This window comes from Nocardia sp. NBC_01388 (assembly GCF_045040085.1).
Lineage (GTDB): Bacteria > Actinomycetota > Actinomycetes > Mycobacteriales > Mycobacteriaceae > Nocardia.
Genome location: NZ_CP109553.1, coordinates 232,462 through 257,178, shown reverse-complemented (window position 1 = coordinate 257,178; position 24,717 = coordinate 232,462). Strand labels below are relative to the sequence as shown.

Sequence of the window (24,717 nt, the reverse complement as noted above, 5' to 3'; positions counted from 1 at the left end):
GAGGAGGGAAGAACCGGGTAACAGGGCCACGAACCGCCGGAGCGCAGCGGAGGCAAATTGGACACAGCAAACATCTAGGCTGTGAATCATGTCGATCACCGCGCAGGATGAGAAACCCGCGACCGGACTCACCTCGGCAGAGGTGGAGCAGCGGCGCCGCGACGGGCTCACCAATGACGTCCCGGAGCGGGCCAGCCGTTCGGTGCGAGACATCGTCAAGGCCAATATCTTCACGCGCATCAATGCCCTGCTCGGTGTGCTGTTCATTCTGGTGATCGCGACCGGGTCGCTCATCGACGGCATGTTCGGCCTGCTGATCATCGCCAACAGCGGAATCGGCATCATCCAGGAGCTGCGCGCCAAGAAGACCCTCGACGAACTCGCGATCGTCGGACAGGCGCGGCCGGTGGTGCGCCGGGAGGGCAGAACGCAGGCGATCGCACCGCAGGAGATCGTGCTCGACGACATTATCGAGCTCGGACCCGGAGACCAGATCGTGGTGGACGGCGAGGCGGTGGAGTGCGAACTGCTCGAGGTGGACGAGTCGCTGCTCACCGGTGAGGCCGACCCGATCGACAAAATCGTTGGCGCACAGATCATGTCGGGCAGCTTCGTGGTCTCCGGCAGCGGCGCGTACCGGGCCACCAAGGTCGGCAAGGATGCCTACGCCGCCAAGCTCGCCGATGAGGCCAGCAAGTTCACCCTGGTCAAATCCGAACTGCGCACCGGTATCGACACCATTCTGCGGGTCATCACCTACCTGCTGATTCCGGCGGGCCTGCTGTCCATCTACAACCAGCTGGTCTCCAGCAAGGAGTCCTGGCGGCCCGCGGTCAACGGCATGGTGGCGGCGCTGGTGCCGATGGTGCCCGAGGGCCTGGTGCTGATGACCTCCATCGCCTTCGCGGTCGGTGTGGTGCGGCTGGGGCGGCGGCAATGCCTGGTGCAGGAGCTGCCCGCCATCGAGGGACTGGCGCGGGTGGATGTGGTGTGCGCGGACAAGACCGGCACACTCACCGAAAACGGTATGCGGCTGAGCGAGATTCGCGCCGTCGGCGACGAATCCGCCGACCGTGAAGTGGAATTGAAGCAGGTGCTGGCGGCGCTGGCGGGCGGCGATCCGCGGCCGAATGCCAGCGTCGCGGCCATTGCCGAGGCGCTGCCGGACACCCCCGGCTGGAAGCAGACCGGACTCGCACCGTTCTCCTCCGCCAAGAAGTGGAGCGGCGCGTCCTACGGCGAGCACGGCAACTGGCTGCTCGGCGCACCCGATGTGCTGCTGGATCCGAACTCCGAAACCGCCGCTGTCGCACAGGAAATCGGCGCGAAGGGCCTGCGGGTGCTGTTGCTGGCCAGCGGCGACCGGCCGGTGGACGCCGCCGATGCGCCCGGTGAGGTGACACCCGCGGCGCTGGTGGTGCTGGAGCAGCGGGTGCGCCCCGATGCCAAGGAGACCATCGAGTACTTCGAATCGCAGCATGTCGCCACCAAGGTCATCTCCGGTGACAATGCCGTCTCCGTCGGCGCGGTAGCCGCCTCGCTGGGGCTGGCCGGTGGCGACGATGCCGTGGACGCGCGCACGCTGCCCTCCGATCAGAACGAGCTCGCCGATGTGCTGGAGAGCAAAACCGTCTTCGGCCGCGTGCGCCCGGATCAGAAGCGCGCCATGGTCTCCGCGCTGCAGTCGCGCGGGCACACCGTCGCCATGACCGGTGACGGCGTGAACGATGTGCTCGCGCTGAAGGATGCCGATATCGGTGTCGCCATGGGCTCGGGCAGCCCGGCCACCCGCTCGGTGGCGCAGATCGTGCTGCTGGACAACAGGTTCGCGACCCTGCCGTACGTGGTCGGCGAGGGCCGGCGGGTGATCGGCAATATCGAGCGGGTCTCCAATCTGTTTCTGACCAAGACCGTGTACTCGGTGGTGCTGGCCTTCCTGGTCGGCATCGCGGGCATCGGCTCGCAGATCTTCCACTACAAAGCGATCGGATATCCGTTCCTGCCACGGCATGTGACGATCGCGGCCTGGTTCACCATCGGCATTCCGGCCTTCATCCTGTCGCTGGCGCCGAACAATGAACGCGCGCGCACCGGATTCGTCGGGCGCGTCATGCGATTGGCGATTCCGTCCGGTCTGGTGATCGGCGTGATGACCTTCATCGCGTACCTGATCGCCTATAAGGGACCGGATGCCGGCGACACCGCGAAGGTGCAGGCGGGCACCACCGCGCTCATCACGCTGCTGATCATCGCGGTGTGGGTGCTGGCCATCGTGGCGCGGCCGTGGAACTGGTGGAAGCTGCTGCTGATCGCGGGTTCCGTTGCCGGCTACCTGATTCTGTTCGCGGTGCCGTTCACGCGTCACTTCTTCAAGCTCGATCCGAGCAATATCGCGCTCACCACCTCGGCCATTATCTGCGGTGCGATCGGTGTGGTACTGGTCGAGGTGGCGTGGTGGCTCAGCGCCAAGTTCTACGGCGGTGAGGCGCATCTGCTGCGCGCCTCGGCTCGCGAAAACGACTGATCCCAGCGGTATTCCGCACTTCGGCGGCGGCGCACCCTCAGGTGCGCCGCCGCCGCTGTCAAATCCAAACTGGTCGCATGGTTTGGCTCGCCGGTGAACTACCTTGTCCCGGACGTTCTTTGACCGAAGGGGTACCTTGGCCCCCATGGAGGTCCTGCTGCACCAGATCGACGCGTTCGCCGACGCACCGTTCTCGGGCAATCCGGCGGCCGTGATGCCGCTGCTGTCATGGCTGCCGGATGAACTGCTGCAACACCTGGCCGAGGAGAACAATCTCGCCGAGACCGCCTTCTACACCTCCGCGCTACCGCCGGACGCCGGTGCGCCGCCGGACAACTCGCCCGCCTTCCATCTGCGCTGGTTCACCCCGGCCACCGAGGTGGCACTGTGCGGGCATGCCACCCTCGCGGCCGCCGCGCAGATTCTGGACGATATGCATCCGGGCGCGGATCGCGTGCACTTCTTCACCCGCAGTGGCTGGTTGCGCGTCGACCGGGACCGCGATGATCTGGTGCTGGATCTGCCGGCCGTCCCCTCGGCCGAAATCGACGTGCACGGCGAAGTACCGCACGCCCTCGCCGCGGCCCTCGGCGTGCGGCCGCTGCGCGCCTTCGAGGGCACCGATGTGGTGCTGATACTCACCTCGGAAGCGGAAGTGCGAGAAGTACATCCGAACTTCTCGGCCTTCCCGAAGCTCAACAGAGCCGCCATCGTCACCGCGACGGGTGACGAGGCCGACTTCGTCTCGCGCGTCTTCGCACCGGGCGTGGGCATTCCCGAGGATCCCGTAACCGGTTCCGCCCATGCGCAACTGACACCACTGTGGAGTCGCGAGCTCGGTCGCAACGCCATGTCGGCCCGGCAGCTGTCCGCACGCGGCGGTGCGCTGCGATGCACGCTGGCGGGCAGCCGCGTCCGGTTGGCCGGACGCTGCCGCCGCTATCTCGACGGCGTAGTTCGCCTGCCCGACTGAGGGTTTCGGCGACCGCTCCGCTCAGCGATCGACACCGTCCGCTTCAGCGATCGACACCGTCCGCTTCAGCGATCGACAATGCGCTCGGTGAGCGCCGTCAGATCCTCGGCCCGGTAGCCCGGATACCCGTGCAGCATGGCCCGCCACTGCTCCGGAACGGCCGAGGCGCCCCAGCGCGCACCGAGCAGACCACCGGCGATGGCGGCCGTGGTATCGGTATCACCACCGGCGCGCACCGCGAGTTCCAGTGCGGCGGGCAGGGAATCGGTGTGGGTGATGGCCCACCAGGCCGTCTGCAGGGCGTGCACCACCCAGCCGTTCTTGGGGAAATCCTCGGGCGCACCGGTTTCGGCCTTGTCCAGCAGCGGTCCCCAGAATCCGGCGTCCACCATCGAAAGCGATTGCCGCACACCGTCATAGGTGCCGTACAGCACCGCGTGCCGGATGGCCAGGGTCCACAGCTTGCAAGCCTGCATGGCCTGCATGTCGTAGTGGGTGAGGGAGCTGACCACCGCCGCGGCCTTACCGCAGTGCGCCTCGTCGTCGAGGTACGCCAGCGCCACCGGGGCGGTGCGCATGAGCGACCCGTTACCGGCCTTGAGGCCACCGAGTTCGTGCGCGTGGATCTGCATCTGGCGGCCGGTCGGGCTGCGCCACTGCAGCACCTGGCTGGTCTGCGCACCGACATCGGCAGGCTTGGAATCCCACCAGGTGATGAACTCGGCGGCCACCGCGTCGAGTCCGGGCTCCTCGTGCAGATTCACCGATTCGGCGGCCGCCCGCGCCACCGCGACGGCCATGGAGGTGTCATCGGTCCACTCCCCCGGCGCCCAGTCGAAGGCCCCGCCGCCCTTCATCTCGATCACCACATTCGGACTGGGATGGGTGAACTCGTAGCCCGCGCCGAGCGCATCGCCCGCCGCCGTTCCCAGCAGCACCCCCGCCGCCCGATCCGCCTGCTCCGCCGTCAGTTCCATCCGAGCTCAGCCCCTCTCGATCCGCACGCCTGAAGACCATCCTCCACGACGTTACGACAGCGCGTAGGAGCCCGCCGCTGGCCCCCGGTGTGTCCGGGGACCGCCGGCCGCGCTGCTAGACCTCCAGCTCCTCCTCGATGCCCTTGAGGCGGTGCCGGGCCATGGCGAGATTGGCGCGGCCGCGATCGAGGGCGAGATAGAGGAACAGGCCCTTGGATTTACGACCGGTCATGGGCCGGATGATGTGGTATTGAGCGGAGAGCGTGATGAGAATGTCCTCGACCTCCTCATTGAGACCGAGCTGTTCGATGGTGCGCATCTTGGCGCGCACCACTTCGGTATTGCCGGCGGCGGCGACCTGCAGATCCAGGGCCTTGGAGCTGCCGAGCATGCCGAGCGCCATCCCGCTGTTGTAGTCGACCACGGCTGCGCCGAGCGCACCATCGACAACCATCATGTCCTTCAGCGCAATATCCATGTTGGACATGGCCGTTCCTTTCAATCGGTGTTCTTCTTCGGGGCTTTCCTGGCCTCGTCGGCCAGAGCCGTCAATTGGTCCGCGATGGCGCGCGCCACCGGACGCGACTCCAGGTGCAGGCGGCCCACATTCACCTCCGGGCCCGCCAGCACCGTCAGCGAGGCCGTCCATCCGGCCGCGTAGATCACCACGTATCCGCCGGAGCCGTGCACCACGACCTCGTGGAAGCCGCCGCCGTGCGCCGTGGTTGCCAGCCGGTGCGACAGCGACAGTTGTGACGCGGTGAGCGCGGCCATGCCACTGGGCTCTATGTGCGCCGGTAGATCGTGCGCGATCAGCAGCCCGTCGGTGGATGCGATCAGCGCGCCGGTCAGTCGGGGGACGCTGTCCCGCAACGATTTCAGCTGCGCCAGTAGCATCGTGTTCGGTTCCGGTCCGGACATCGCCACCTTTGTCGACCTTCTTCCCATCAGTTCGCCGAGCCGCTTCTTTCGCGCGCTCACACCAGCTCCTCCAAGGCCGCCTCCCACTTCGTCCGCCGAGCCGTTTCTTTCGTGAAATCGGCTTTCGCGCGCTCACGCCAGCTCCTCCAGTGCCGTCCGGACTCGGACGAGCACTTCGCGGTCGATGGGTTTCCAGCGGTCCGGGGCGGACGTCATGGCAGCCGAACGCACCCGGCGGCGCGGGAGCGGCGCCGGGGGCAGTACCACCCGGCGCTCGGTCCGCACCTCGGAGGACGGCTGGGATTGCGCTGCCGTGGGCGGCTGGAGCTGCCCCTGCGGAGGCGGCTGGAGTTGCAGGAGGGCAGGCCGTTCGGGTGGGGCCTGCGGTGCGGCCGGGGCTTCGATGAGCCCGGCCGCGGTGAGTTCACGCACCGCCGTGAGGCAGCCGAAAGTGGTGCGGCCCAGCTCCCGAGCAATACCGGTGATGCTGCGCTGCGCATCGGCGGCGGCGAGCACCTCGGCCTGACCGCCGGTGAGCACCACCCGCTGCCGCCGGATCCGGCGGGCCGGGATCACCGGCGCGCGGTCGATGAGCGCAATGGGCCACGGGCCCGCCTGCGGATCGCCGCGGCGGGCGCACTCCTGAACCAGGGCGCGGGGCGCGATCCGGCAGACCGGGGCCAGCCAGTGCGCGGGCGCGGGCCGGAATTCGAGGACCTCGGGTGCGGACAGCAGGAAGTAGGCGGCATCGAAAACCGCGATCGCGGCGAGGATTTCGAGTTGCGGGCAGGCCAGCAGCGGACTCGGATCACCGCCGGCGGCGAGCTGCCACTGTTCGGCGGTCGCCACACCCGCCTCGACCACCAGCCGATCGAGCCCAGTAGTCCGGTGGCAATCGGCGCAGGCGATGGCGCCTTCGGTGAAGTGGAACGCGCCATCCCCTGCGCGCAGCACTCCCGTCGAGCCTTCGTCTTCCAATCTCCGCAATTCACTTGCGACTTCAGCGTTCATGCCCGCCCTCGCCCAATTCCGCGAGTATTCCCCGCAGCCGGAATCGGGCCATACCAAGATTGCCGGTCTCATCATCGAAGAGCACGTGCACGAACAGCCGGCCCTCGAAGTCGCCCTTGATCAAATTCAGCAGGTGGTACCCGCCGGTCCCGCAGACGATGATCTCGGAGATGTCATCGTCCTCGCGGCCACTGGCCAGCGCCGGGCAGCCGAGCACCGCGCGCACCACATCGGTGCTAGCTGCGGCGTCTTCATGTTGATCGAGTGGATCCTGCCGTCCCGCACCGGCAATCGCCAAGCCGCTCGCACCATCCACCAGCGTCACACTGCGCGCACCGGGGATATCCATGATGCGCTGCAGGCAGCCGTCAATACCGATCACCGCGCCACCGCTTTATCTAATAAGCCTTTACAAATTCAAGACGCTACACACGCCCGCGACCCGCTGTACGCCGAATGCGCGAGAATTCGGATGGCACACAGCATTTCCCCCGGCTACCGGCCAAGAATACCTTTCGGTATTCAATACCTTTTGGTACAAACAACTTTCGGAATGCAATACTCACCCGCAAAAGATAGCCAGAATGGTCATCCCAGCAAACATGATGCGGGGCGATAGCCGAGACCGCGCGGACTCAGTTGTCCGGCACCGGACCGTCATCCGTGCCGAAGTCGGCGCGGTCCCGCTGCTCGGGCAGCAGCGGGGACAGCGCGAAGACTCCGGCGGCCGCATCGGCGGGCAGCGCCTCGATGGCGCGAACTCCGGCCAGGGCAGCCAGGTTTCGCAGCTGCGGCAGCGTGGCCTGCACCACCAGACCGACCAGACACGAGCAATTGGCCGAGAGCCGCGCATAGGTCACCTGCTGGACGCGCTCGGCTCGGTCGCCGTCGGCGTTCATGGCCCGGACCGTGGCGGCAGCCGCCCGCTGCGAGGCCACGGCGACCGGACCGCCCGCGGGTAGCGGGATCTGCACGATCGGGGTCGCCACCCGATCGATCGGCACATGGTAGAGCGCCTCGGAAACACGCAGATCCCCGGCGAATTCGGGGATGTGATCGGAGCTGACGCCCGCGGTGAAGGAGATCAATGCCCAGTGCGCATCGGTATCGGTGGCCGCCAGCGTATTTCGCGCACGCGCCAGGTACTCGGCAACAGGCTCACTGTTCTCCGGCCCGAGACGATCAGAGGAAATGACCGCCGGGCGGGGCGGAATCGCCCAGCCGAGCAGCACCATCAAGATCACCAAAGCCGTTGCCGCGACCCCGATTCCGAGCCGCCGCCGAGTGGAGTCGCGCGGCGGAATGGTATCGCGCGGCGGAATGGAGCCAACCGCACCCTCCACCTCGCGCTTCGGTGCGGCGTCCGGTCCGTTGTCCACCTCGGTGGCCGACCAACGGTCCGCTGCGGAGTCCGGCCCGAGCGCAGCCCCAGCGCCCGGCCCGTGCGCAGGTTCCGGCCCGCGTTCCGCCGCACTGTCCTGCACGTACTCCTCCTCGTACGGCGACGCCGACTCTGTATTGCTCGTGCCGCTCGCGGCTAGGCGCGCAGGACTTCCAGGGCGTGGGCGAGGTCGGCGGGGTATTCGCTGGTGATCTCGATCCAGCGGCCGTCGGCGGGGTGATTGAAGCCGAGCTGTTTGGCGTGCAGCCACTGGCGTTCCAGGCCCAGGCGTTCCGCGATACGCGGGTCCGCGCCGTAGGTGAGGTCACCGCAGCAGGGGTGGCGGACAGCGGAGAAGTGCACGCGAATCTGGTGTGTGCGACCGGTTTCCAGATGCACGTCGAGCAGGCTCGCGGACTGGAAGGCCTCGATGGTGTCATAGTGGGTGACGCTGGGGCGGCCGTCCGCGGTGACCGCGAACTTCCAGGCATTGCCGCGGGCCCGGCCGATCGGCGCGTCGATGGTGCCGCTGCTGGGATCCGGATGTCCCTGCACCAGAGCGTGATAGCGCTTGTCCACGGTGCGCTCCTTGAAGGCGCGCTTGAGCACCGTGTACGCCCGCTCGGACTGCGCGACCACCATGACCCCGGAGGTGCCGACATCCAGGCGGTGCACGATGCCCTGGCGCTCATGGGCGCCGGAGGTGGAGATGCGGTAGCCCATGGCGACGAGCCCGCCCACCACGGTGGGTCCGGTCCAGCCGACGCCGGTGTGCGCGGCCACGCCGACCGGCTTGTCCACGGCCACGATGTCGTCATCGGCGTAAAGGATCTTCATACCGTCGACGGGAGTCGCCTCGATGGTGAGTTCCCGCTTGGGCTCGGGGAATTCGACCTCGAGCCAGGAGCCCGCGTTCAGCCGGTCGGATTTGCCTGCCGCCACCCCGTCGAGCTGGACCGAGCCGTCCTCGGTCATGGCGACCACGGCCGTGCGCGACAGGCCGAGCAGCCGGGACAGTCCGGAATCGACACGCATTCCGTCCAGTCCGTCCGGCACCGGCATACTGCGGGTTTCCTTCATACGCTCTTCTCCTCCGCGTTGTCGTCCTCCAGGTGCCGGTGCATGCGCGTCCCGTCCGGTTCGAAACCGAACACCGTCAACGCCACCAGTAACACCGCGCCGCAGACGATCGCCGAATCGGCGACATTGAACACCGGCCACCAGCCGACCGCCACAAAATCCACCACATGCCCCTGCAGCGGCCCCGGCGTCCGGAACAACCGGTCGATCAGATTGCCGAGTGCACCGCCGAGCACCAGACCCAGGCCCACGGCCCACGGCAGCGAGCGCATGGTGCGGCCGATCCGGACCACGCCGATCACCACCGCGGCGGCCACCAGCGTCAGCAGCCAGGTCATACCGGTCGCCATCGAGAACGCGGCGCCCGGATTGCGCACCAGCGCGAAGCGCACCGAATGGCCGATCAGATAGACCGGATCGCCCGGGGTCAGCTTCGCGACCACAATCGTCTTGGTCAGCAGATCCAGTCCGAGCGCGACCACGGCCACGAGCAGCAGGGTGCGCAGACGCAGCGGTCGCGCGGTCGCCTCCGGCTCGGCCGAGGCGTCCGGATCAGCGGCGGGGGCCGGCTCCGGCGGGGCGCCGGCGGGTGCGCTGTCGGCGTGCGACTCGTCTGGTTCCTCAATGCCGGATTCGCGCGGCCGGTCGGTACTCACGGGTCACATCATTCCCTATGACTATCCAGCGCCCGATGGCCGGACGGCGCGGCCGCTTCCCAAGCTGATTATCAGGAAGTGGTCGTAACCTGTTCGACGTGACGGTGTTGTCTTCATCCCCCAGCTCGGCGAACGCCACCGCACCCTGTTCCGGCTCACCCGGCCGGCCTCGACCGGGACTGCGCAGCACCCGATCCGGTGTTCTGCTGCTCGTGCTCGCGGTGACGCTCTCCGCCTTCGGAGTCGGCTGCAGCGACCACACCGAGGGCGCCGCCGAATCCGACAGCGCGGAACCGCTCGGCATCGGCAAAGAGGTCACCATGCCCATCGCGGCGGTGACCACCACCATCGTCGATCCGGGCGCCGAACCGCGCTCCGCACTGCGGCCCGCACTCGAACAGGGCACCACCCAGCAGGTGACGCTGCGTACCGACCATCACATCGAACAGCAGATCAATGCGCAGGCGGTGCGTGATTTCTCCCCGCCCGCCGTGACCATTCCGCTCACCGCGCAGGCGGGCAGCGACGGTGTGGAGCTGACCCTCGGCACCGTCACCTCTCCCGATCCGGCGCTGGCCAAGGCGCTGCTGCCCGCGGACGGGTCGCACGCCGGTTTCGATATCAGTGATGTGGGGGCGATCACCGCGCTGCGAATGGCGCCCAAGCCCGCCACCTCCGATGCCGCCCGCGCGGCGCTGGAGCAGGCGTTCTATCAGGCGGTGTACCAGTCCATCGCGTTCCCGGACGATCCGGTCGGAGTGGGCGCGGTGTGGACGGTGCGCCAGCAGGTTTCCGGCAGCGTGCCGCTCGAGCAGGTGACCACCGCGACGCTCACCCGCCGCGACGGCAATCTGCTCACCATCGAGCTCGATGTGGTGCAGACGCCCGAGACCACCGTGTGGCGACTGCCCAATCAGGCCGGGCAGCTGGAGATCGTGGACTACCTCATGCACGGCACCGGGACCATCGATGTGGATCTCGGTCTGCCGCTGCCCGTTTCGGGGCAGGTCGAAGTCGGCGGCAATCAGACCTATCGCGATCCCAGCAGCTCGGTCACGCTGAGCCAGACGCTGCGCACCCAGGTGCAGTGGGGATCCTGACCCGCGTGGCGGCGACGACCGCCGCACGAGCTGCCGGGCATGATGGCGCGGTGATCGCATCCACCACTACACCCCGGCGGCCGCGCGGGCGGACCGCACTCGTTCTGCTGCTCAGTACCGTTGCCGTATCCGCCTGTGGTTCCCACGATTCCGCCGCACCCGCACTGCCGACGCTGGGGCCGACCGTGCAGCCCAAGGCGACGGTCGCGCCCGCGATACCGGATGTGATCACGCTGCGCGCCCAGCTGCTCGATGTACCGCAGCTGCCCAGCGGGTACTCCTCGCTCGGTGATCCGGCGCCGGGCAGCACCACCGGCGCGGGCGCGCGCACTACGCCCGCGCAGTGCGCGAAAGTGCTGGCGCCGATTGCCGAACAGGCGCCGAACGCCGTCACCCGGGCGGCCGCGCAGTACGGCGGACCGGACTTCGACAGTATCGATATCGATTCCGCGGCCTATGCGAACGACGGAGCGGCGCAGGCGTTCTCGGCGGCCCAGACGCTGCTGCGGCAGTGCGGAACGTATTCCAGCACCGATACCGACGGGTCGAAGGTGCAATTCCAGGTCGGCGGATTGAATCAGCCGACCGCCGGGGACGGATCGTTCGGGTTCCGGGTGCACACCACCAGCCAGGGGCTCACGCTCTACACGGCGGTGAGCATCACCGTGGTGGGATCCACCGTCGTACAGCTCGCCATGTCCGGCACGAACGAGCCTGACCCGCAACAGCTCAGCGCGCTGACCGATGCGCAGGTGCACAAGCTGCGCGGCGACGCCGGACCGTAACGTCCGCAGCGGACTGCGCCCGCCGGGGAGCGAAACGTCCGCATACGATCGCGCCTCCGCCATCCGGATACGACCGCGCCCCTGCCATCCGGATACGGCCACACACCGCCATCCTGATACGACCGCGCCCCTGCCATCCGGATACGCCCACACACCGCCATCCTGATACGACCGCGCCCCTGCCATCCGGATACGGCCACGCACCGCCGGCCGGATACGACTGCGCCCCCGCTTCGAAGCGGGGGCGCGGTGTTCCGGACTACTGCCAGCCGGTCACATTGATCGGACCGGGACTGGACAGGGCCGAGCGGGTTTCCGGGGTGACCACCGGGAGCGCGCGGATGGCGGTGTCGTCGATGCGCGAGAACTGTTGCAGCTCACCCCAATCCCGGCGCCAATCCTGGTTCAGATACGTCGCCAGGGTGTGCGGGCGCAGCAGCATGGAGCTCCAGCCCAGCGGGCCGCCGCCCTCATGGCTCTCCCAGGCGTTCGTATCCTTCGCGCCGCCCCGGTCGGGCAGGATCCGGTAGCTCGGCACCTCGGCGATGCCGACCTTGTGGTCGAACGGGCGCTGGCACGGGAATTGCAGGCCGACAGCCCAATCCAGCAGCACCGGCTGCGTGGAACCGATCAGATCCTGCAGGATGCGGGTCTGCGGGACGCGCGGCGGGGTCAGGGCGATCCACTGCTTGGGATCACGGTCCCGATCGGTGGCGACCAGACGGACCACGGTGGCATCGGCCGGAATATCGGTGAACGGCACCCGCAGATTGCGCCAGGTCGGCGACGGGCCGATATCGATCGGCGTGACCCGGCCCTGCGGCTGCGCCTCACCCGCGGGATCGGCTGTGCCGTATTCGATTTCGACGGACTGGCCCGGGGTGACGATGCCGTCCTTGTCGACGGAGCGAATGCGACCGGCGGCGGCGATGGAGATGATGCCGCCGCGGTGGGCGGCATCGGGGAGCCGGTACCAGCCGGTGGTGAGGGAGGCGATGGATTCGCCGGTCCCACTCGAACCCAGCACCGGTACCCGGGCCGGGTCCAGGCCGAACGGCAGTGCGGCAGTGGTGGTTCCGGTTTCACCGGCGGTGGACTTGTTGTTCAGCGCGGTGGTGATGGCGCTGGTGTCGACCTCGTCGTCGGCGGTCATATCGCCGGCGACGCCGGTGGGGGTGAAGCCCTTCGCATCGGCCGAGAAGGTGCTGAAGGCGTCTCCTGTCAGCGGCGCCAGCAGGCCCGCGTTCGGGTCGGTCTCCACCAGGACGTCTCGGGCCAGTCCGCACGGTTCACCCAGTGCCGCAGCCACATTCGAGCGGGCCAGGGAGAAGGCCGGGCCCTGTGCGGCGGCGGCCTTGGCGAACGAGGCGACCTCGAACAGCACCATGAACGCGGCCACCACGGTCAGGGGCGGAATGGCCGTCAGCCGCCAGGCCTGCCGGGAAATGCGATGCGGGGCGGTCGCCGGATCCGGCGCGCGCACATGCCACCAGCCGGCCAGCGCGAGCAGGGCCAGCGCGGCGAGCAGGAAGACCTCGTTCAGGCCGATACCGGCGATCACCACCGGCTTGTCGTTCCACGGAATGCCGTAGTTCGAGACGTACCACCAGCCGTTGATGCTGGAGAAGGTGATGGCCAGCGCGAAGGCGACCACCGCGGCGAAGAGCGCGCGATTGCGGGGTGAGCGCATGACCTTCGGACCCAGCGCCACCGCCGCCAGCACCGCGATCACACCGGCCAGTCCGGCGTAGATGCCGTTGTGGTGTGTCCATTTGGTGGGCGTGGTCATCATCAGCAGGATCACCCCGACGGTGCTGCCGAGCACGCGCCGTGCCGGACCCGAGGCGACGGTGGGAATCCGGCCGCCCTTGCGCAGCAGCACAAGTGCGACGGCCGCGATGCCCAGCCAGAGCATGAACATGCCGAAGCGGCGGGCCACCGAACCGTCGATGGTGTCCATGAACAGGTACTGGTAGCGCAGATATTCGTCCGGCCACTTCACATCCGGGCCGACGATGGAGTGCACCCGCTGCATCTGGAACATGGACGAGAGCGGCTGCACGCCGAACATGGCGACCAGCACCACGGTTCCGGCGGCGACCAGCGGCGCGGCCAAGGTGAGGTACGCGATGAAGCGGGCGCGCACCACGGTGAACACCCCGGCGTTCTCGGCTGTCGGCCTACTCAGTGCGGCGGCCCGGGTATCGAGCACCCGCCACACCGGGCGGATACCGGCCAGCAGTGGTGCGAAACAGATCACGCCCGACGGGCCGACGGTACAGGCGAACGCGCCGATGGCGATGGCGACGCCGTAGGGCAGCAGTCGCCGGGTGGCGATCGAGCGCTCCACCGAGACCCAGGTCAGCAGGACGGCCAGGCCCACCATGGCCTCGGGGCGCAGGCCGTTGTTGTACGGCATCCAGACCGCCAGGAAGCCCAGCGCACCGGTCCACACCGCGACACGATTGCGGCTGATGCGCGCGCCCAGGCGGGGAATGACCTCTTTGCTGATCGCCAGCCAGCAGACGAAACCGGCCAGCAGGGCGGGTAGCCGGACGAACGGGCTCGCGACACTGATCTCGGCGAGGCGGCCGATCAGGTCGTAATACGGTGTGCCGACCGGGTTCTCGGGGACGCCGAAGTAGGCGAAGTAGTTGGCCATATAGCCGGCGCCGATGGAGGTGCGGGCCATGCCGAACTGGTAGCCGTCATCGGAGGTGGTGGAGCCGATGAAATGCCACAGCACCAGGGTGCCCAGCACCGTGGCGTCCACGGCGGTGAAGCTCCACCAGCGCTGCGGGAGGAAGCGGCGGGCGCGGCGGCCGTCGCGGCGATCGAGGCGGTAGAGGGCGAACAGTGCGAGCAGGGTGCCCAGCACGGCCGTCCACATGGCTGCACGCTTCACCAGCGTCGGATGTGCGGAGAAGCGACTGTCGACCCGGGCGGTGACCGTGGTGCCGTCCGGCGCGGTCAGATCGCTGAAAATGCCGACCAGCTGCGGGCGGTAATCACCGGCGAGAGTGACCGGGGTCACGCTGGAACCGGTGAGAGCCAGTGTGGCCTTGGTCATTTCGGTGTGCACGGTGAGCGCGCAACCGGCCGGGAGTTCATCCACCGGGACGCTCAGCAGGGACTGATTGTGCAGTACCGCTTCGAGTTTGCTGGGCGTGGTCGTTCCATCGGCAGCGGTGGTGACCGCGGTCACTCGCGCGACAAAACCGTATCGCTCCAGATTGGGGGCGCCATTGGGACCGGTCGCGATCAGAGTCCCACCGTGCGAACCGAGCTGCGCCACAGCCGAACACGGAATGGTGGCGTCGAAAGTCAAGGGCGCGTACGAGACCAGCGGAGCCTCCACGCTGCGCGCCGAATCACCTTGCGGCCAAGAGAGTGTCGCGGCATCCACCCGCACCGGCAAGAGCGGCACGGCCACCGCGCACACTACGGCGATCAGACCTGCGATCAGGGCGAGCGGCCGTTCCCATCCCCCGGGTCTGCCTCGCACGGTTTCGGGTCCAGCTCGTCCGGCGGAATCCTGCCCCGCCTTCTCCATCACGTCGGTCACGATCGCCGATCCTAAGCGGCGCCCCGCACCTTCCGCTCCACGGTCACCGAACCACCCAAACCTCCCAGGTCACGAGCGGGGCAATCACCCCGCACAGGCGAACGGGCCCGGCACTCCAGTGGAGTGCCGGGCCCGTTCGGGAAGAGTCAGCTGCAGGCCGGGGAGGTCTGGTTCGCGAGCGACAGCGTATTGCAGATCCACTCCTTCTGGACCTTCCACTTGCCGTCTTCGGCCACGAACGGCACCACCATCTGCTGCGGCGCGCCGCCATTGATGGACGCCTGGGCATCGGCGGTGATGGTGCCGTTGCCGAGGTCGGTCACATTGGTGACCGTGATGGTGGCGTTGTTCTGCTTGTAGGCATCGGCCAGCCGGCTCGGGAGGCTCGGGTCCGCCTGCACGCCCTGCATCATGTCCAGCTTCTCGGAATCCGGGATGGACGGATCGAGGGCCTTCTGCAGCTGGGTGTTGAGGTCCGCCGCGGTCGGGGCCGGCGGGAAGTTCTGGGCGGCCGAGGTGCTCGCGGCGCTGGTGGTGTGGGTGACCTTGGTCCCCGGCTTGTCACCGCTGCCACACGCCGACAGCCCGAGTACGGTGACGACGGCCAGTGCGGCGACCGTGATGCGTCCAGTCTTCTGAAGCTTCAACTGCTCGTCCTTTGCGTTCGAGTAGGTCCGTTCGACAACGTGACAGCTACACCCGACCGGCGACGCTGCACGACGACACAGAGGCTACCAACGACATCCGTGCGAAGCCGCCTCCGAACACGCCACGGGGGCACTTTCAGTCCGAATCCTCATAATCGCCGCATTCGTCCCTTACTTCCGGGCCGAAAACCCTTGGTAAGCCTCAGCGCAGACTGTCGAGCGGATCGGCGCGGGTCAGCGCGGTATCGGTGGCCGCGAAGGTGCGCGCCGGACCCGTTCCGGTGGAACGGGTCTCGAATCGGACCGTCACCACCCCGTGCCCGGCGCCCTGCACCCAGCCGTGCCCGAATTCGGTGTGCACCACATCCAATCCGGGATACCAGCTCGCGGTGCCGTAGGAGCGAGCGGCGGGCGGCACCACCGGATCCGGTGCGACGGCCAGTCCGAGCGTGGGCTCCTCGGACACCGATTCGGCAATGGTGTCGACGGTCTGGTCCAGCTCCGGGAACAGCGATTCCTGCCGAATCTCCGACAGTCCGGCGAAACCCACACCCACCAGGCGGATGGACCCCAGTTCCGCCGGATCGATGGCCGAGCGCTGCGCCGCCGCGGTGAGCGTGGCCAGCTCCTCGGTGGCATAGGGCAGCGTGGACGAGCGGGTCACAATGCTCATATCGGCCCTTTTCAGCTTGAGCACCACCGTGCGGGCCGCGCGGCCGTCCGCGATGAGCCGCCGGTGCGCGGACACCGCCATGGCCTCGATGGCCGGGCGCAGCTGAGCCAGCGTGACGATATCGGTCTCGTAGGTGGTCTCGGCGCTGATCTGCTTGGCCTCCGCACGCTCGGCGACGGGCCGGTCGTCGATGCCGCGCGCCAGCCGGTGCAGCGCAATGCCCACGGCGCTACCGAGAATCGAGGCCGCCTCGGTTTCGGGCAGTGCGGCGAATGCCCCGACGGTCTCGATTCCCATTGAGCGCAAACGACTTTCGGCTACCGGGCCGATACCCCAGAGCCGCCGCACCGGGAGCGCGGCGAGGAACTGCAACTGCTCGGCGGGCGAAACCACCCGCACCCCATCGGGTTTCGCCATATCGGAGGCGATCTTGGCGAGCTGCTTCCCGCTGCCCGCACCCACGGAGGCCACCAGACCGGTGCGTTCGCGCACCAGAGTGCGCAACCCTTCGCAGAATTCGAGCACCTCGGCGGCGGTGGCCCCGGCCAATTCGGCGGGCTCCCCGAACGCCTCGTCGAACGAGAGCGTCTCCAGCACCGGAATCCGTGATCGCAGAGCCTCGAACACCTGCCCGCTGAGTTCGGCGTAGACGACACCGCGCGGGGGCACCACCACCCCGTTCGCACCCACCAGGCGGCGGGCCTGATGCATGGGCATGGCCGAGCGCGCCCCGAACACGCGCGCCTCATAACTCGCGCCCGCCACCACCCCGCGGCCGCCCATTCCGCCGACGAGCACCGGCCGCCCGCGCAGCGTCGGGCGGGTCAGCTGTTCGACCGAGGCGTAAAACGCGTCCATATCTATGTGCAGCACCCAGCGGCGAGCACCAGTCCGCTGAACAGGCAGTATTGGCCTGCCCAGCGGGCCGATACGCGTATCCATGATCGGCAATCTACGCTTGACTACCGACAAATCAGATCAGTGTGATGATCGGTCTTTGACGCCGCCCCTCCCAGGGGAGACGGATTCCCGTCACCCATTGATCGGGGCTTTCTGCTTCACTGAGGGCCGCCCGCGCGGAGTAAGCACCGACGAGGACTTACGACTTCTCCGCAGACTGTCACCGTCACGCCCTACGGTCGAAAAGCACGTTAGCGCACTTGTTCGAAGATTCTCAGACTTTCCTGGAATATGGTCTTCACCCCATACCATCCAGGGGACCCCTAGAGGAGTGGTAATGACGATTCGCAAGGCCGTGATCCCCGCCGCCGGCATCGGTTCCCGCCTGCTGCCACTGACCAAAGCGATTCCGAAGGAGATGCTCCCGGTCGGCGACAAGCCGGTCATCGAGCACACCGTCCGCGAGCTGGTGGCCTCCGGGATCACCGATATCACCATTGTGGTGAGCAACGGAAAGTCATTGATCCAGGACCACTTCCGGCCCAACCCGCAACTGGTGGCGCAATTGCGCGCCGACGGCAAGGCCGCCTACGCCGATGTGGTCGAGGAGGTCGGCGAACTGAGCCGCCGCGGCCACATCACCTATCTGGACCAGCACGGGCCCTACGGCAACGGCACTCCCGTGCTGAATGCCGCCCGCAATCTGGGCGACGAACCGATGCTGGTGCTGTGGCCGGACGACGTCTTCGTCGCCGCCGTGCCGCGCGCACAGCAGTTGATCGACGCCTATGAGAAGACCGGCGCACCGGTGCTGGCGCTCATGCCCATGGACCCGTCCGATTCGCAGCGCTACGGCGTCCCGGTGGTCGAGGAGACCGCCGGGGACGGCCTCATGCGCATCAGCGGATTGAAGGAGAAGCCGAAGCCCGCGGACGCGCCGTCGAGCTTCGCCGCCGTCGGTGGCTATGTGGTGACACCCGGCATCATCGCGGAACTGCGGTCCCAGGTGGACAACTGGTACACCCACCGCACCGGCGAGGTGTACCTGACCGATGCCATCAATATCTTCGCCGCCTCGAACCCGGTGTACGGCCAGGTGATTCAGGGGCACTGGTACGACACCGGCAACCCGGCCGACTACCTGGTGGCCCAGTTCGCCTCGGCGCTGGCGCATCCCGAGTACGGCCCGCTGCTGCGGCAACTCGTCGCGGAGTAGGCCCCACCAGCAAAAAGTCACAAATGCGTCAAACAGGCTCCAGCACGCCACGAGCTATTTCGTCAAAACCCGAAACACAGGGGCAACATTTGGCGATCATCCGTGCGGGAGATACTGGCTAGTACGGGAGTTCGGTTTTGCTTTGCGACAGTGCCAATCGGTACAGAGTTGGCACACGGGCGATGGCGCTCGCGGCCACAGCCACCTTCTTCATCGGGTCACTCACTACTCTCACGGCGACGGGTACGGCGCTGGCAGCGCCACCCGACCCCATCACCAGCACCGCAACCCTCGCCGGCACACCGGTTTCCGATGACGGATCCAAGATCTCCGCCTTCGAGGTGCGCGATAAGCACAATCTCACCCTGCACGTGCACTCCGCGGCCATGAACGACGACGTCACCGTGGACGTACAGCGCCCGGCCGACGCCTCCGTGGCCCGGCCGGTGCTGTATCTGCTCAACGGCGCCGGCGGCGGCGAGGATACAGCCACCTGGAAGCGCAATACCAATGCCACACAGTTCTTCTCCGATAAGAACGTGAACGTGGTCATGCCCATCGGCGGCGCCTTCAGCTACTACACCGACTGGCGCGCAGTCGATCCCAAGCTCGGTCTCAATATGTGGAAGACCTTCCTCACCGAGGAGCTACCGCCGCTCATCGACGGCGCGTTGAACACCAATGGATTACGCGCCATCGTCGGCATGTCCATGTCGGGCACCTCGGTGCTGCAGCTGCCGATCGCCAAGCCGGGACTGTACAGGGCGGTCGCCTCCTACAGCGGCTGTGCGCAGATCAGCGATCCGATCGGACGCAATTTCGCGCAGATCGTGGTCTCCATCGGCGGCGGCAATCCGGTCAATATGTATGGGCCGGTGGACGATCCGGAGTGGGCCGAGAACGACCCGTATCTGCACGCCGACGCACTGCGCGGGCTCGACCTGTACATCTCCAACGGCAGCGGGCTGCCCGGGCGGCACGACAATGTCGCCGATACCCGCAGCCTGGGGCCTGCCGACGGCGGCATCATGCAGCAGCTGCTGGTCGGCGGCATTCTGGAGGCGGCCAGCGACTGGTGCGCGCGGAATCTGCAGACCAAGCTGGAGCAGTTGCACATCCCCGCCACCTTCGATATCAATCAGGCGGGCACCCACTCGTGGGGCTACTGGGAGGACGCGCTGCGCGCCTCGTGGCCGGTGCTGGCCAAGGGCCTGCAGCTGTAATCCCTGACAGCAGTGGGGTTCTCACCTACTCGTCGGCGGCGTTGTACCTGACCAAATAGTCCGCCATGCGACCGATGTCCTCATCATCCCAGTCGCGCAACCGCTCCGCGAAGGCCTCGGCCCGGCGGCGCGCGGCATCCCCGGCAACCCTGCGGCCCGCGGCGGTCGCCCGCAGCACATGATTGCGCCGATTGGCCGGGTCCACCTCCCGGGTGAGATAGCCGAGATGTTCCAGGGCCGCCACCTGGCGGCTGACCGTGGACTTGTCGAGATGGAAGTGCCCGGCCAGATCACTGGCGAGGCAGCCCTCGCGTTCGATGACCAGATCCAGAATGCTCGACGCCACCAGCGACAGCTCCGGATGCAGTTCGGCGGCCCGGCCGCGTGCGCGGCGCGAGAAGGCGGTGAGCTCGCGCTGTATGACCTCGATCGCGTCCGCACGCCCCGGGAATGCCGATTCACTCTTCATAGTTGTATAGTACAACCTAGATAGTTGCATTTACCAACCATTTGGAGAGAGATCATGACCTCGGCCCAGATCCGGCATATCGCCACCCACCTGCTGACCCCGCTGCTCATGTGCCTGGGCATGGGGCTGGCCTATCTGGGCGCCTTCCACCAGCCCGCGCCGAATCATCTGGCGATTGCGGTGGTCGGCGATTCGGCGCAGGTCAAGGTGCTGGCGCAGACGCTGAAAGACACCGGCGGCAACGCGCTCGACGTCATCACGCTGCCCAGCCGCGACGCGGCCATCACTCAGCTGCGCAATCGCGATCTCGCGGGCGCCTACGTCCCCGACGCCCAGCATCCCGAGGCACTGGTCGCCAAGGCCGGGTCCGACACCACGGCCATGGCCGCCGAGGCGGTCTTCGGACAGATCGCCGCGAAACAGGGCGCGGTGATGACCACCACCGATATCACCACCGCCGCCTCCGGCGATCCCACCGGACAGGGCATCTTCTTCCTGCTGGTGGCACTGAGCATCGGTTCCTACGGCAGTGTGGCGGCCATCGGCGCGGCCGGCGCGGGCATGTCCATGTGGGCCAAAGGCCTTATCGGACTGGTCACTTCACTACTGGTCAGCCTCATCGGCCTGGCGCTCGCGGGCCCGGTCTTCCATATCGTCGACCATGACAATGCCGCCGTCTGGGCCATGTCGTGGCTCTACTCGGCGGGCATTCTGGCCGTGGGCATCGGTGCGCACACGTTCCTGAAGCGCTGGACCACCCTGGCCATGATGGTGCTGTTCGTGATGCTCAACTTCACCACTTCCGGCGGCGTGTACACCCCGTGGCTGCAGAACGACTTCTTCGGCGCCCTGCACTCCTTCTGGAACGGCGCGGGCTTCGTCGAGGGCGCGCGCAGCCTGCTCTACTTCGACAGCGCGAGTTTCGGCCCCCGGCTCACCAGCCTGTTCGTCTGGTTCGGCGCGGGTCTGCTGGTCATGATCGCCGCCGCCGTCGCCGAGAAGCGCCAGGCAGCGAGCGCGCCCCGGCACGCGGCGGTCGCCGAACCGGTCGCCGAGGCCGAGGAGGAGATGGAGGAGACGGTCGGCGTCTGAGCGGTCAGGGGTGGGTCACCAACTGCGCCAGCGCAATTCGAATCCCCGCCTGCACCGTCTCGTCATCGCCCAGACCCCCGCTGAGGGCCACACCGTCCCGAGTCAGCAATAGTGCGCGCGCCGCGCGGTCCGGATCATCGTGACCGGCGGCGCGCAGCCGTGTGGCCATGAGATCGCGGAACCAGCCGCGGTAGTCGTCGACGACCTTGCGCACCGCATGCTCGGGATTCGGAAACTCCACGGCCGCATTGAGAAATGGGCAGCCCCGGAAGCCGGGACCGCAGCTGAGCTCGCCGAGCCGTTCGAAAATGGTGACGATTCCCTCGGCGCCCGCACCGGGCACCGACTCCAGAACATCGCGCTGCCGGTCGTATTCGCGCACCAGATAGGCCACGACCAGGTCTTCCTTGGTTTTGAAGTGGCGGTAGAAGGTGGCCTTGGCGACGCCGGCCTCCGCGATGATCCGGTCGATTCCCACGGTGTGAATGCCCTCGGCATAGAACAGCCGAGTGGCCGTATCGAGGAGACGTTCGCGGGCTTCGCTCATACCCTTGACTCTAGCAGACAGATCTGTCTACTCTTAGCTCGCAAGTACAGACAAGTCTGTCTAGGAGGACGCAATGCCCGCTCTCTACACCGCAGTAGCCACCTCGGTCGGCCGCGACGGCCGTTCGCTCAGCGACGACGGCGTGCTCGATCTGAAGCTGGCCCGGCCGAAGGCCATGGGCGGCGTCGGCGACGGCACCAATCCCGAGCAGCTCTTCGCCGCCGGCTACTCCGCCTGCTTCGCCAGCGCGCTCCAGGTGGTCGCCAAGCGCAAGAACATCGAGGCCAGCGAGGCCGCGGTCACCGCCGAGGTCACCCTGAACACCCAGGAGGGCGGCGGTTTCGGGCTCTCGGTCGTGCTGCGCGTCGAACTGCCCGAGCACCTGCAGAACGAGCAGGGCCGTGAACTCGTCGAGGCCGCACACCAGGTGTGCCCGTACTCCAATGCCACCCGGGGCAATATCCCGGTGGAACTGGTTGTGGAGTAACAGGATTCAGTAGAACCGGCGGATGGTGTAGATGTCGAACTGCGACAGCGGGGTCAGGCCCACCGGCACGCCCCAGTCGTAGGCATTGAGTACATTGCCGCCGCCGGCATAGATGCCCACATGCGAGGCATCGTCGTTCAGAATGATCACATCGCCGGGCTGCAGCGCGCCGAAGGGGACCTCCAGGCCCACTTCGGCCTGCTGCCAGGTGGTGCGCGGCATATCGATGCCGACGCTGCGGAACGCCCACTGCACCAGGCCGGAGCAATCCCAGGCGTCCGGGCCGACCCCGCCCCACAGGTAGGGCTTGCCGGTCTGGGTTTGCGCCAGGCTCAGCGCGATCATGGCGCGGGGGCTGGCCATGGGCATTTGCGCGGAGCCGCTGGCACTTCCGGAGGCGGAGCCGCTCGCACTGCCGGAGGCCGAACCCGAGGCCGCGGACCCGGTGTCGGCGTGGACGGTTCCCGCCCAGAGCGCTCCCGCCAGCAGCAAAGCCGCCGCTGTCGTCAGAGACGACGCGAACCGTCGTAGCAGCCTTCGTGTCATGCACTCGCCCTTCAGCTCAACGGCGCTGACCGAGGGGAGGACACATAGTTCTAGCAACCATTCCGCATTCAGAACGATCACCAGGGAGACTGCACAGAAACTCTGTAGCCGGTACTACATGTCGTGACGTTCAGCGCTTTTCGTCTGGAACTAGCGAAACAACTCGAAATGGCCGTAAAGCTATACGTTAGCTCTACAGTTGCTGTTCTATCCCATCCGAAACACGCTTCACAAGGGGTTCGCTCCGGGCGAGTCGCGAGACCCACATCACTCCGCCCTCTTCCGAGGGCCCGGAATCAGCGCTCGCCGCGAGCGGCGAAGACTTCCCGGGCGGCGGTGATGGCATTGAGCGCGGCCGGAAATCCGCCGTAGCCCGCCATCTGGGTGATGACCTCCACAGCCTCCTCGCGGGTGCCGCCGACATTCAGCAGCCCGTGCAGGTGCACCCGCAACTGCGGCGCGGCATTGCCCATGACGGTGCAGGCCGCGACGGTCGCCAGTTCGCGGGTCTTCAGATCCAGCCCGCGGCGCGAGTAGACGTCCGCGAAGGCGAATTCGACCAGGTAGCGGGCGAGGTCGGGGGCAATGTCCGCCAGCGTTTCGAAGATGTTATCGGCGGCGTCGCCGTCGACCTCGGCGAGCTTGACCAGGCCGCGCTCGTAGCGCTGCTGCGTGGTCTCTTCGGGGCGAATCTCGCTGTCGCCCAGCGGACTTCCGGCCTCGGGGCGATCGGCGAAGGCGGCGCGGGCGACGGTCAGCCCGTTCAGCGTCGCGGGGAAGCCGGCGTACAGGCCGATATGGACGATGGTCTCCACCACCTCGGCCGGGGTGACACCGACGGTGAGTGCGCCGTCGGTGTGGAAGCGCAGCTGTGGTGCGGCGGTGCCGAGTGCGGTCAGGGCCGCGATATTGATGATCTGCCGCTGCCGCAGGGTCAGGCCCGGGCGCGAGTAGATATCGCCGTAGCCGAATTCGACGACATAGCGGCCGAGATCGGGGGCGATATCGGCGAGGCTGTTCACCACGGCCCGGCCGTTCGGGCCGCCGACCTGATCCAGTACCGCGAGGCCACGGTCGTAGCGGGTGTCGGAGGTCTCGGGAGAGGCGTTCATGCGGGGCTTCTTTCGCAGCATTTGGCGAGACGGTCCGTCTCGTCTCAGTACGCTAGGCGGCGGCCCGGCCCCTGTCAAGACGAGACGTACCGTCTTGTTGTGCGCTACGCTGGGCGCGTGACTCCACCGAATCCGGAACTCCGCAATCCGCGCTCACACCGGGCGATCCTGGATTCGACCTTCGAACTGGCCGTCAGCAAGGGCTACGGCAAGCTGACCGTCGAGGCCATCGCCACCGCCGCCGGGGTGGGCAAGCAGACCATCTACCGGTGGTGGCCGTCCAAGGGCGCCATCGCGCTGGACGCGATCAACGAGCGCATGGGCCACCTCACCGACTTCCCCGATACCGGGGATATCGAGGCGGATCTGCGCAGTCAGACCACCGCGCTGGCCGGACTGCTCAGCAGCGATATCGGCATCGTCTACCGCGGGGTCATCGCCGAGGCGCAGAGCGATCCGCAACTGGCGGCGAATGTGCGCGACGCGATCGTCGGGCCCCGGTCGAAGCTGTGCCGGGACCGGCTCGAAAGAGCCGTCACCGCAGGACAACTGCGCGGCGACATCCCGACCCGCGCCATGGTGCAGCTGCTGTACGGACCGCTGTACTACCGGTTCCTGCTCGGCACCGACGACGTCCAGGACGCCCCGGAGCTGGTGGGCTACATCCTGGCGGGGCTGCGGACGCCTGAGGAGTAAGCCCCCCGTCATCGGAGTAGCACCCCATCATCGGAGTAAGCACCCCGTCATCCCGGCGCGCTTGTGGCCGGGATCCACGGCCGAAGGGTCTCAGCCGATCTCGGTGGATCCCGGCCGAAAGCATGCCGGGATGACG

The 24,717-nt window shown here is 67.4% G+C and carries 24 protein-coding genes; 9 read left to right on the top strand and 15 right to left on the bottom strand.

Features of this window, described 5'->3' with window-relative positions:
• Window positions 1-88: 88 nt before the first annotated feature.
• Both OG716_RS01165 and OG716_RS01160 read left to right on the top strand, forming a co-directional pair.
• Window positions 89-2,524, top strand: coding sequence for an HAD-IC family P-type ATPase (locus OG716_RS01165; protein ID WP_405135865.1), 2,436 nt, complete (start codon window positions 89-91; stop codon window positions 2,522-2,524).
• A 145-nt stretch (window positions 2,525-2,669) separates the two neighbouring features.
• On the top strand, window positions 2,670-3,497 hold the full coding sequence (locus tag OG716_RS01160) for a PhzF family phenazine biosynthesis protein (RefSeq protein WP_405135864.1): 828 nt from the start codon (window positions 2,670-2,672) through the stop codon (window positions 3,495-3,497).
• A gap of 65 nt (window positions 3,498-3,562) precedes the next feature.
• On the opposite strand, the gene OG716_RS01155 is transcribed toward OG716_RS01160, so the two are convergent.
• The 8 genes from OG716_RS01155 to lspA all read right to left on the bottom strand — a co-directional run bounded on the left by OG716_RS01155 (window position 3,563) and on the right by lspA (window position 9,523).
• Window positions 3,563-4,474 (bottom strand): ADP-ribosylglycohydrolase family protein, encoded by a 912-nt coding sequence (locus OG716_RS01155; RefSeq protein ID WP_405135863.1) that lies wholly within the window; start codon window positions 4,472-4,474, stop codon window positions 3,563-3,565.
• A 115-nt stretch (window positions 4,475-4,589) separates the two neighbouring features.
• Window positions 4,590-4,961 carry a hypothetical protein gene (locus OG716_RS01150; RefSeq protein ID WP_405135862.1) on the bottom strand — a complete coding sequence of 124 codons (372 nt, stop codon included), beginning with the start codon at window positions 4,959-4,961 and terminating at the stop codon, window positions 4,590-4,592.
• Between the two features lie 11 nt (window positions 4,962-4,972).
• A complete protein-coding gene (locus OG716_RS01145) occupies window positions 4,973-5,395 on the bottom strand; it encodes a roadblock/LC7 domain-containing protein (protein WP_327140936.1) in 423 nt (140 codons plus the stop codon).
• 132 nt (window positions 5,396-5,527) lie between these two features.
• A complete protein-coding gene (locus OG716_RS01140) occupies window positions 5,528-6,406 on the bottom strand; it encodes a hypothetical protein (protein WP_405135861.1) in 879 nt (292 codons plus the stop codon).
• On the bottom strand, window positions 6,396-6,788 hold the full coding sequence (locus OG716_RS01135) for a hypothetical protein (RefSeq protein WP_327140938.1): 393 nt from the start codon (window positions 6,786-6,788) through the stop codon (window positions 6,396-6,398). The genes OG716_RS01140 and OG716_RS01135 overlap by 11 nt, the downstream gene beginning before the upstream one ends.
• A 253-nt stretch (window positions 6,789-7,041) precedes the next feature.
• Complete coding sequence (locus tag OG716_RS01130; RefSeq protein ID WP_405135860.1) at window positions 7,042-7,890, bottom strand: hypothetical protein; 849 nt, start codon at window positions 7,888-7,890, stop codon at window positions 7,042-7,044.
• A gap of 53 nt (window positions 7,891-7,943) precedes the next feature.
• On the bottom strand, window positions 7,944-8,867 hold the full coding sequence (locus OG716_RS01125) for an RluA family pseudouridine synthase (protein ID WP_355128748.1): 924 nt from the start codon (window positions 8,865-8,867) through the stop codon (window positions 7,944-7,946).
• On the bottom strand, window positions 8,864-9,523 hold the full coding sequence (lspA, locus tag OG716_RS01120; protein ID WP_405135859.1) for a signal peptidase II: 660 nt from the start codon (window positions 9,521-9,523) through the stop codon (window positions 8,864-8,866). Before lspA ends, OG716_RS01125 begins: the two co-directional genes overlap by 4 nt.
• A 98-nt stretch (window positions 9,524-9,621) precedes the next feature.
• Between lspA and OG716_RS01115 the strand changes: the two genes are divergently transcribed.
• Together OG716_RS01115 and OG716_RS01110 are read left to right on the top strand one after the other, a co-directional pair.
• Window positions 9,622-10,623: a hypothetical protein gene (locus OG716_RS01115; RefSeq protein ID WP_327140942.1), complete on the top strand. Its 1,002-nt coding sequence runs from the start codon at window positions 9,622-9,624 to the stop codon at window positions 10,621-10,623.
• A 5-nt stretch (window positions 10,624-10,628) separates the two neighbouring features.
• A complete protein-coding gene (locus OG716_RS01110) occupies window positions 10,629-11,408 on the top strand; it encodes a hypothetical protein (protein WP_405135858.1) in 780 nt (259 codons plus the stop codon).
• A 259-nt stretch (window positions 11,409-11,667) separates the two neighbouring features.
• Here OG716_RS01110 and OG716_RS01105 read toward each other — a convergent pair whose 3' ends face one another.
• From OG716_RS01105 to OG716_RS01095, 3 genes are all read right to left on the bottom strand, one after another.
• Window positions 11,668-14,961 carry an arabinosyltransferase domain-containing protein gene (locus OG716_RS01105; protein WP_405139447.1) on the bottom strand — a complete coding sequence of 1,098 codons (3,294 nt, stop codon included), beginning with the start codon at window positions 14,959-14,961 and terminating at the stop codon, window positions 11,668-11,670.
• Between the two features lie 158 nt (window positions 14,962-15,119).
• Complete coding sequence (locus OG716_RS01100) at window positions 15,120-15,620, bottom strand: hypothetical protein (protein WP_355128756.1); 501 nt, start codon at window positions 15,618-15,620, stop codon at window positions 15,120-15,122.
• 202 nt (window positions 15,621-15,822) lie between these two features.
• On the bottom strand, window positions 15,823-17,235 hold the full coding sequence (locus OG716_RS01095) for a DNA polymerase IV (RefSeq protein ID WP_405135857.1): 1,413 nt from the start codon (window positions 17,233-17,235) through the stop codon (window positions 15,823-15,825).
• Window positions 17,236-17,530: 295 nt separating this feature from the next.
• Between OG716_RS01095 and OG716_RS01090 the strand changes: the two genes are divergently transcribed.
• Together OG716_RS01090 and OG716_RS01085 are read left to right on the top strand one after the other, a co-directional pair.
• Complete coding sequence (locus OG716_RS01090) at window positions 17,531-18,409, top strand: UTP--glucose-1-phosphate uridylyltransferase (RefSeq protein WP_405135856.1); 879 nt, start codon at window positions 17,531-17,533, stop codon at window positions 18,407-18,409.
• A gap of 182 nt (window positions 18,410-18,591) precedes the next feature.
• A complete protein-coding gene (locus OG716_RS01085; protein ID WP_405135855.1) occupies window positions 18,592-19,632 on the top strand; it encodes an alpha/beta hydrolase in 1,041 nt (346 codons plus the stop codon).
• A gap of 25 nt (window positions 19,633-19,657) precedes the next feature.
• Here OG716_RS01085 and OG716_RS01080 read toward each other — a convergent pair whose 3' ends face one another.
• Window positions 19,658-20,101 carry a MarR family winged helix-turn-helix transcriptional regulator gene (locus OG716_RS01080; RefSeq protein ID WP_405135854.1) on the bottom strand — a complete coding sequence of 148 codons (444 nt, stop codon included), beginning with the start codon at window positions 20,099-20,101 and terminating at the stop codon, window positions 19,658-19,660.
• A 54-nt stretch (window positions 20,102-20,155) separates the two neighbouring features.
• On the opposite strand from OG716_RS01080, the gene OG716_RS01075 reads away from it, so the two are divergent.
• Window positions 20,156-21,193 (top strand): hypothetical protein, encoded by a 1,038-nt coding sequence (locus OG716_RS01075; protein WP_405135853.1) that lies wholly within the window; start codon window positions 20,156-20,158, stop codon window positions 21,191-21,193.
• A gap of 4 nt (window positions 21,194-21,197) precedes the next feature.
• Here OG716_RS01075 and OG716_RS01070 read toward each other — a convergent pair whose 3' ends face one another.
• Window positions 21,198-21,740, bottom strand: a complete 543-nt coding sequence (locus tag OG716_RS01070; RefSeq protein ID WP_355128770.1) for a TetR/AcrR family transcriptional regulator — start codon at window positions 21,738-21,740, stop codon at window positions 21,198-21,200.
• Window positions 21,741-21,813: 73 nt separating this feature from the next.
• Here OG716_RS01070 and OG716_RS01065 point away from each other — a divergent pair, with 73 nt between their 5' ends.
• Window positions 21,814-22,227 (top strand): organic hydroperoxide resistance protein, encoded by a 414-nt coding sequence (locus tag OG716_RS01065; RefSeq protein WP_297621796.1) that lies wholly within the window; start codon window positions 21,814-21,816, stop codon window positions 22,225-22,227.
• Between the two features lie 6 nt (window positions 22,228-22,233).
• Here OG716_RS01065 and OG716_RS01060 read toward each other — a convergent pair whose 3' ends face one another.
• Together OG716_RS01060 and OG716_RS01055 are read right to left on the bottom strand one after the other, a co-directional pair.
• Window positions 22,234-22,773 (bottom strand): NlpC/P60 family protein, encoded by a 540-nt coding sequence (locus OG716_RS01060; RefSeq protein ID WP_355128774.1) that lies wholly within the window; start codon window positions 22,771-22,773, stop codon window positions 22,234-22,236.
• 296 nt (window positions 22,774-23,069) lie between these two features.
• Window positions 23,070-23,885 (bottom strand): carboxymuconolactone decarboxylase family protein, encoded by an 816-nt coding sequence (locus tag OG716_RS01055; RefSeq protein ID WP_405135852.1) that lies wholly within the window; start codon window positions 23,883-23,885, stop codon window positions 23,070-23,072.
• Between the two features lie 117 nt (window positions 23,886-24,002).
• Between OG716_RS01055 and OG716_RS01050 the strand changes: the two genes are divergently transcribed.
• Entirely contained in the window at window positions 24,003-24,581 is a 579-nt protein-coding gene (locus tag OG716_RS01050; protein WP_355128778.1) for a TetR/AcrR family transcriptional regulator, read from the top strand.
• Window positions 24,582-24,717: the final 136 nt, after the last annotated feature.

Excerpts from the sequence above, each read along its gene's own strand:
- OG716_RS01165 (WP_405135865.1), top strand. The coding sequence starts at position 89 with ATGTCGATCACCGCGCAGGATGAGAAACCCGCGACCGGACTCACCTCG.
- OG716_RS01160 (WP_405135864.1), top strand. The coding sequence starts at position 2,670 with ATGGAGGTCCTGCTGCACCAGATCGACGCGTTCGCCGACGCACCGTTC.
- OG716_RS01155 (WP_405135863.1), bottom strand. The coding sequence starts at position 4,474 with ATGGAACTGACGGCGGAGCAGGCGGATCGGGCGGCGGGGGTGCTGCTG.
- OG716_RS01150 (WP_405135862.1), bottom strand. The coding sequence starts at position 4,961 with ATGTCCAACATGGATATTGCGCTGAAGGACATGATGGTTGTCGATGGT.
- OG716_RS01145 (WP_327140936.1), bottom strand. The coding sequence starts at position 5,395 with ATGTCCGGACCGGAACCGAACACGATGCTACTGGCGCAGCTGAAATCG.
- OG716_RS01140 (WP_405135861.1), bottom strand. The coding sequence starts at position 6,406 with ATGAACGCTGAAGTCGCAAGTGAATTGCGGAGATTGGAAGACGAAGGC.
- OG716_RS01125 (WP_355128748.1), bottom strand. The coding sequence starts at position 8,867 with ATGAAGGAAACCCGCAGTATGCCGGTGCCGGACGGACTGGACGGAATG.
- OG716_RS01105 (WP_405139447.1), bottom strand. The coding sequence starts at position 14,961 with ATGGAGAAGGCGGGGCAGGATTCCGCCGGACGAGCTGGACCCGAAACC.
- OG716_RS01095 (WP_405135857.1), bottom strand. The coding sequence starts at position 17,235 with ATGGATACGCGTATCGGCCCGCTGGGCAGGCCAATACTGCCTGTTCAG.
- OG716_RS01090 (WP_405135856.1), top strand. The coding sequence starts at position 17,531 with ATGACGATTCGCAAGGCCGTGATCCCCGCCGCCGGCATCGGTTCCCGC.
- OG716_RS01085 (WP_405135855.1), top strand. The coding sequence starts at position 18,592 with ATGGCGCTCGCGGCCACAGCCACCTTCTTCATCGGGTCACTCACTACT.
- OG716_RS01080 (WP_405135854.1), bottom strand. The coding sequence starts at position 20,101 with ATGAAGAGTGAATCGGCATTCCCGGGGCGTGCGGACGCGATCGAGGTC.
- OG716_RS01075 (WP_405135853.1), top strand. The coding sequence starts at position 20,156 with ATGACCTCGGCCCAGATCCGGCATATCGCCACCCACCTGCTGACCCCG.
- OG716_RS01070 (WP_355128770.1), bottom strand. The coding sequence starts at position 21,740 with ATGAGCGAAGCCCGCGAACGTCTCCTCGATACGGCCACTCGGCTGTTC.
- OG716_RS01065 (WP_297621796.1), top strand. The coding sequence starts at position 21,814 with ATGCCCGCTCTCTACACCGCAGTAGCCACCTCGGTCGGCCGCGACGGC.
- OG716_RS01060 (WP_355128774.1), bottom strand. The coding sequence starts at position 22,773 with ATGACACGAAGGCTGCTACGACGGTTCGCGTCGTCTCTGACGACAGCG.
- OG716_RS01055 (WP_405135852.1), bottom strand. The coding sequence starts at position 23,885 with ATGAACGCCTCTCCCGAGACCTCCGACACCCGCTACGACCGTGGCCTC.